The sequence below is a fragment of the Polynucleobacter sp. 35-46-11 genome (assembly GCF_002281105.1).
This window is the reverse complement of record NZ_NCFJ01000110.1, coordinates 1-6,622: the sequence shown is the minus strand read 5'-3', so window position 1 is coordinate 6,622 and position 6,622 is coordinate 1. Positions and strand designations below refer to the sequence as shown.

The window sequence follows — 6,622 nt, the reverse complement described above, 5'->3', positions numbered from 1 at the left end:
GTTGGGCATTCAGTTCCATTGAGACAAACCTTAAGCGCGTGCCTGAGCAAGTAATTCGTCATAGCGATTTTGCGCTTTTAGAATCAAGTCGCAGACTTCACGTACTGCGCCATATCCACCAGATCGAGTGGTAATAAAGTGAGCAGTTTCTTTCACGGCATCATGCCCTTGTGCAGGACATACTTTTAAACCTGCAGACTTCATCATTTGAAAATCAGGCCAGTCATCACCCATCACGGCGCAATCAGACTGCTTTAGTCCAAGTGATTGCAAAATCTTTTCTAGGGCTACGGCTTTATTTTCAACACCCATGTGCACATGCTTGATACCGAGTTCATCACAGCGAGCCAAAACCATTTTGGAGCTACGCCCAGTAATGATGACTGTTGGAATACCAATTTTTTCTAAGAGCTTGATTCCCAAGCCATCTTGAATATCAAAAGCTTTGAGAGACTCCTTACCGTTTTCACCAAAAAATACCTGACCATTGGTTAAGACCCCATCGACATCGAGTACGAGTAGCTTGACTGCCCCAGCGCGCTCCCAGGCCTGTGGATACTGGCTCAGAGGATTGGTTTGGTGAGCATTAAAGGCGGTTGGCATGTAGGTGAGTGGATGAATGATTAAAGAGTAAAAAGCTTAAATAACCTTGGCGGCAAATAAATCATGGAGGTTGAGCGCTCCAAGTAATACTCCATGAGAATCAGTGACAACTAAATGATTGATGCGATGTTTTTCCATCATCTCAATAGCTTCTTCCGCCAAGAGTTCGGGAGGAATTGTGCGGGGTGCTGAAGTAGTGGCTTTTTCTAAGGTGAGCCCATCTAAATTGGTGCTCTTCTCTAGAAGACGACGCAAGTCGCCGTCAGTAAAAATACCGGCGACTTTATTTTGATTATTTAAAGTGACCACCATGCCCATGCGTTTAGCGGTCATTTCTAGTAAAGCTTCTTGCAGGGAAGCGGAGATCGCAATCTTAGGAGTCTCATCAAAGTTGCGCATCACTTCGCTGACATGCATCAGTTGCTTGCGACCCAAGCGGCCACCTGGGTGGGAACGTTGAAAATCTTCAGCCTGAAAGCCGCGAGCATCAAGTAAGGCAACAGCTAGGGCATCACCCATAGCGAGCGATGCGGTTGTGCTCGTAGTTGGCGCCAAGTTAAGTGGACATGCTTCTTTTTCAACACTGGTGTCTAAATGGGCATCAGCTAACTTTGCTAATGAAGAATTTGGTGCACCAGTTAGTGCAATGAGTTTTGCACCGGTGCGCTTGACGATTGGCACAATGGTGAGAAGCTCATCAGTCTCGCCGGAATTAGAGAGTGCAACAAAGACATCATCACGCGTAACCATTCCCAGGTCGCCATGACTGGCTTCGGCGGGATGTACAAAAAAAGCGGGGGAGCCGGTAGAGGCAAAGGTGGCAGCAATCTTTCGGGCGATATGACCTGATTTACCAATTCCAGAAACAACGATACGGCCCTTGCAGGAATGCAGTAAATCCACTGCCAAAACGAGGGCATCGGCATTGGCGCCTTCAAGGCGATCACGCATAGTGTGCAGTGCAGCAGCCTCAATGGTGAGGGTGTCACGCGCAAGCTTTAGGGTTCGGTCACGAGTCTTAGCTATCATGGGGTGAGTATATGCCGTCAGTCCTTCAATTAACTCTCATCTTGTTGGCCTCCGGAGTGGCCGGGGTAGTTATTTTCCGCTATTTTGGGCTCCCCCCCATTTTGGGCTATCTTGCCATTGGCGTCCTAATTGGGCCGCATGCCCTGGGTTTGGCCAATGATTCCGCCACAGTTAAGTATTTGGCTGAATTTGGCGTGGTTTTCTTGATGTTTTCAATTGGCCTGGAATTTAACCTCCATAAGCTGCGGGCCATGCGAAGCATCGTATTTGGCTTGGGTGGCAGCCAGGTGCTTTTGACTATCTTGCTTGCAGTGCCGGCAAGCTTGATGATGAACTGGATTTACCCCATTTCCTGGCAGGCAGCCATTGCCCTGGGGGGTGCCCTGGCCATGTCCTCAACTGCTATCGTTACCAAGCTCATTGCCGATCGTTCAGAAATTGAGACTGAGCATGGGCGCAACATCATCGGTATTTTGCTATTTCAAGATTTAGCGGTGGTCTTCTTGCTTATTTTGATTCCCTCACTGGGTAAAAATCCTGGAGACTTATTTTTGGCCTTGACCGCAGCCTCCATCAAGATATCGGTGGCTCTGGTTCTGATTTTTGTGATTGGCCAAACTTTAATGAGTCGCTGGTTTAGTTTGGTTACCAAGTTGCGCTCGCAAGAGTTATTCATGCTCAACTTGCTGCTGATTGTTTTGGGTATGTCAGCACTCACAGAACATTTTGGTTTATCACTTGCGCTAGGGGCTTTCTTGGCGGGTATGTTGATTGCCGAGACACCCTACCGCCATCAGGTTGAGGAGGACGTGAAGCCTTTTAGGGATGTCCTCTTGGGTCTGTTCTTTATTACCATTGGCATGCTGTTGGACTTTAATGTTATTTACCAACAGTGGTTGCTAGTGCTGCTCTTACTGATTGGCCCTTTGATTTTCAAGTTTGGTTTGATTGCCTTACTGTCACGTGCTTTTGGTTCAAGCCCTGGCATCTCGATTCGGACAGGCTTATGTTTGGCGCAGGCCGGCGAATTTGGCTTCGTTCTTTTAAATCAGATTGATGGCTTGGATTTAATCGATCCTGCTTTGAGTCAGGCTGTACTGGCTGCCATGTTGCTCTCGATGTTTGGCGCACCTTTCTTGATTGAATATAGCGATCGGATTGCGATGCGCTTCTCGAGTAATGAGTGGTTGTTGCAATCATTAGCGCTGACACGCGTCGCAGCAAAAAGTGTCCGAACTGAAAATCATGTTGTTATTTGCGGTTTTGGTCGTTCAGGACAAAGCTTGGCCCGCATGCTCGATCAAGAAAAAATTCCTTACATTGCCTTAGATATGGATCCAGATCGAGTTAAAGAGGCTGCTGCCGCTGGGGATAACGTGGTCTATGGTGATGCTAGTCGAGAAAATTATTTAGTAGCCGCTGGTTTGTCGAGGGCAAAGGCAGTAGTAATTACCTATGCAGATACCCCAGCAACCTTAAAAGTATTGCATCAGGTTGAGCGCTTGCGTCCCGGTATGACTGTACTGGTGCGCACTAAGGATGATGCTGATTTAGCTAAGTTACAAGCAGCTGGAGCAACTGAGGTGGTGCCTGAGTTAATCGAGGGTAGTCTCATGATGGCATCACACGTTTTGTTAATGATGGGCGTACCTATGCGTAAGGTCGTACGTCGAATTACCAGTGCACGCGAAGCGCGTTACAGTCTTTTGCGCGGCTATTTCCGTGGGGTTGATGATGAAGTCGACACCAAGGAGTCATGGCGTTTGCACTCGGTAACTTTGTTGCCTGAGTCAGCGAGTATTGGCCAGACTCTTGAAGAGTTACACCTTGAAAACGAAGGCGTGAGCGTACAAGCTGTCAGGCGAAAAGTGGATGGCTCCGACTATGTCAAATTGGAGCTCACTCCAGACTTACGTTTGCAAGCTAACGATATCCTAGTACTCTCAGGCAATTCAGAGGCGACTGATTTAGCCGAATCTAAATTACTCTGAGTGTATTCAGTTACTTCCGATTTCTGAATTATTTCTTCTTTTTTGCAGGCGCTGGTTTGCGCACTAGTAGCGGTGCCAAGTAGTGACCGGTAAAGCTAGCCTCGTTCTTCGCAACTTCTTCAGGTGTACCGGTTGCAATGATTTGTCCACCACCAGCGCCCCCTTTAGGGCCTAAGTCAATAATCCAGTCAGCAGTCTTGATGACGTCTAAGTTGTGCTCAATGATGACGATCGTATTGCCTTGCTTTTTCAAAGTTTGAAGAACAGTCAGCAACAATTGAATGTCATGGAAATGCAAGCCCGTAGTTGGCTCATCCAAGATATAGAGCGTTCTTCCGGTATCGCGCTTAGAAAGTTCTAAGGAGAGTTTGACACGTTGTGCCTCACCACCTGATAAGGTTGTGGCACTTTGACCTAGCTTCACATACCCTAAACCTACATCGAGCAAGGTTTTGAGTTTGCGTTTAACAATGGGCACTGCTTCGAAGAATTCATGGGCTTGCTCGATGGTCATCGACAGCACTTCATGAATATTCTTGCCTTTGTAGCGAATGTCTAATGTCTCGCGGTTGTAGCGTTTGCCATGACAGACATCGCAAGGTACATAGACGTCTGGCAAGAAGTGCATTTCCACTTTAATAACGCCATCGCCTTCGCAGGCATCGCAACGACCACCTTTGACGTTGAAAGAAAAACGTCCAGCTTCATATCCGCGCTCACGTGCAGCAGGTACACCACAGAAGAGCTCTCTAATCGGTGTAAATAATCCGGTGTAAGTAGCAGGGTTGGAGCGGGGCGTTCTGCCAATTGGAGATTGGTCGACGCTAATGACCTTGTCAAAGTTTTCTAAGCCCTTAATCGCATCATGTGCTGCAGGTTCAGCATTCGATCCATAAATATGTTGTGCAACTGCATGGTGCAGTGTGTCGTTAATCAGCGTCGACTTGCCAGAGCCTGAGACACCGGTGACACAGGTTAATAAGCCGACTGGAATCTTGGCATGAACGGATTGCAAATTGTTGCCACGTGCACCGATGATTTCTAAGAACTTGTCATTTACTGGAATGCGTTTTTCTGGAACTGCAATCCACTCACGACCAGATAGGTAGGCGCCTGTTAAAGACTTTAGATTGGCTTCCACCTCTGCAGGAGTACCTTCGGCTACTACTTCACCACCATGCACGCCAGCGCCAGGACCAATATCAATGACATAGTCAGAAGCGCGAATCATGTCCTCGTCATGCTCAACTACTAAAACGCTATTGCCCAGATCACGCAAATGCTTGAGTGTTCCGATGAGTCTATCGTTGTCACGCTGATGAAGGCCAATCGAAGGCTCATCTAGTACATACATGACACCAGTTAGGCCGGAGCCAATCTGCGATGCCAGGCGAATACGCTGCGCTTCGCCACCAGAGAGCGTATCTGCGCTGCGTTCTAGAGAAAGATAATCTAGACCCACATCATTGAGGAAGCGCAGACGTGAGCCAATCTCTTTAACAATCTTGTCGGCGATTTCTCGTTTAGCCCCTTTGAGCTCTAATGACTCAAAATATTCTTTCGCTTCTTTTAAAGGTAGGGCGCTGATTTCATAAATGGCGCGAGACTGCTTGCCGTCACCTACTTTGACAAAGCGAGCTTCTTTGCGTAAACGACTACCGTTGCATGATGGACAGGTTTGTACATTTTGGTAGCGTGATAATTCTTCCCGAACTGTTGCTGAGTCAGTCTCACGATAGCGACGCTCAAAGTTGGCAACAATGCCCTCGAAGGCATGCTCGCGAATGCTGTTTTTGCCACGCTCATTGATGTACTCAAATGGAATAGTGACATCACCCGAGCCCAGCAAAATGAGATCTTGCTGTTTCTTATTTAAAGTTTCAAAGGGTTTTTCGACATCAAAGCCGCCATGCTTTGCAAGTGTCTGTAAGAGCTTGAAGTAAAACTGATTGCGACGATCCCAGCCTTTGATAGCGCCAGATGCAAGTGATAAATCAGGGTGCGCAACAATGCGTTTAGGATCAAAAAAAGACTGATGGCCTAGGCCATCGCAAGATGGGCACGCACCCATTGGGTTATTAAATGAGAAGAGCCGTGGCTCTAGCTCTTGCAATGAATACGAGCAGATGGGGCAAGCAAACTTGCTAGAGAAAATCATTTCCTTGCCGGTGTCCATATTGACAATCATGGCCTTGCCGTCAGCAAGACGTAGAGCTGTCTCGAAGGATTCCGCTACACGTTGCTGAATATCAGGACGCACTTTGATGCGATCTACCACTACTTCAATAGAGTGCTTGTCGTTCTTCTTTAGTGTCGGCAATTGATCCACTTCAAAGATTTCTGCTTTGGCAGTATTGGTTGTGCCGCCACCAGAGCGCACACGAAAGCGAACAAAGCCTTGGGCTTGGAGATCTTGGAATAAGTCAACGAATTCGCCTTTACGTTCACTAACTACCGGAGCCAGAATCATGAGCTTGGTATCTTCAGGCATTGCTAAAACCGTATCCACCATTTGAGAGACGCTTTGTGCCTCCAATGGCAGATCGTGGTCTGGGCAATGCGGGGTACCAGCGCGGGCAAAGAGTAAGCGCAAGTAATCATGAATTTCTGTCACTGTACCCACGGTTGAGCGCGGATTATGGCTAGTGGCTTTTTGCTCAATTGAGATTGCCGGGGACAGGCCTTCTATCGTATCGACATCAGGCTTTTCCATTAACTGCAAAAACTGGCGTGCGTAAGCCGATAAGGACTCTACATAGCGACGTTGGCCTTCGGCATATAGGGTGTCAAAAGCCAATGAGCTTTTGCCTGAGCCAGACAGGCCAGTCAAAACGACCAGTTTCTCTCTAGGGATATCTAGATTGATGTTTTTGAGGTTGTGCGTGCGTGCACCGCGGATCTTAATTTCGTTATTCATGATTTTTTAGCGTAACTTGTTAATATAGCCCTTTCCCATGAATCCTTCTGAACTTCGCTCCACTCTGGCCTTAGCAGGCATC

At 47.6% G+C, this 6,622-nt stretch carries 4 protein-coding genes; 1 reads left to right on the top strand and 3 read right to left on the bottom strand.

Translation table 11 applies throughout. The features are described 5' to 3' along the window. Positions 1–30 precede the first annotated feature (30 nt). Both B7Y67_RS09190 and B7Y67_RS09185 read right to left on the bottom strand, forming a co-directional pair. Positions 31–603: an HAD family hydrolase gene (locus B7Y67_RS09190; RefSeq protein WP_293598384.1), complete on the bottom strand. Its 573-nt coding sequence runs from the start codon at positions 601–603 to the stop codon at positions 31–33. A gap of 36 nt (positions 604–639) precedes the next feature. Next, positions 640–1,632: an SIS domain-containing protein gene (locus B7Y67_RS09185; RefSeq protein WP_293598383.1), complete on the bottom strand. Its 993-nt coding sequence runs from the start codon at positions 1,630–1,632 to the stop codon at positions 640–642. Between the two features lie 11 nt (positions 1,633–1,643). On the opposite strand from B7Y67_RS09185, the gene B7Y67_RS09180 reads away from it, so the two are divergent. After that, on the top strand, positions 1,644–3,623 hold the full coding sequence (locus tag B7Y67_RS09180) for a monovalent cation:proton antiporter family protein (protein WP_215302116.1): 1,980 nt from the start codon (positions 1,644–1,646) through the stop codon (positions 3,621–3,623). 28 nt (positions 3,624–3,651) lie between these two features. Here the strand turns inward: B7Y67_RS09180 and uvrA are convergent, their stop codons facing one another. Next, a complete protein-coding gene (gene uvrA / locus B7Y67_RS09175; RefSeq protein WP_293598382.1) occupies positions 3,652–6,540 on the bottom strand; it encodes an excinuclease ABC subunit UvrA in 2,889 nt (962 codons plus the stop codon). Positions 6,541–6,622: the final 82 nt, after the last annotated feature.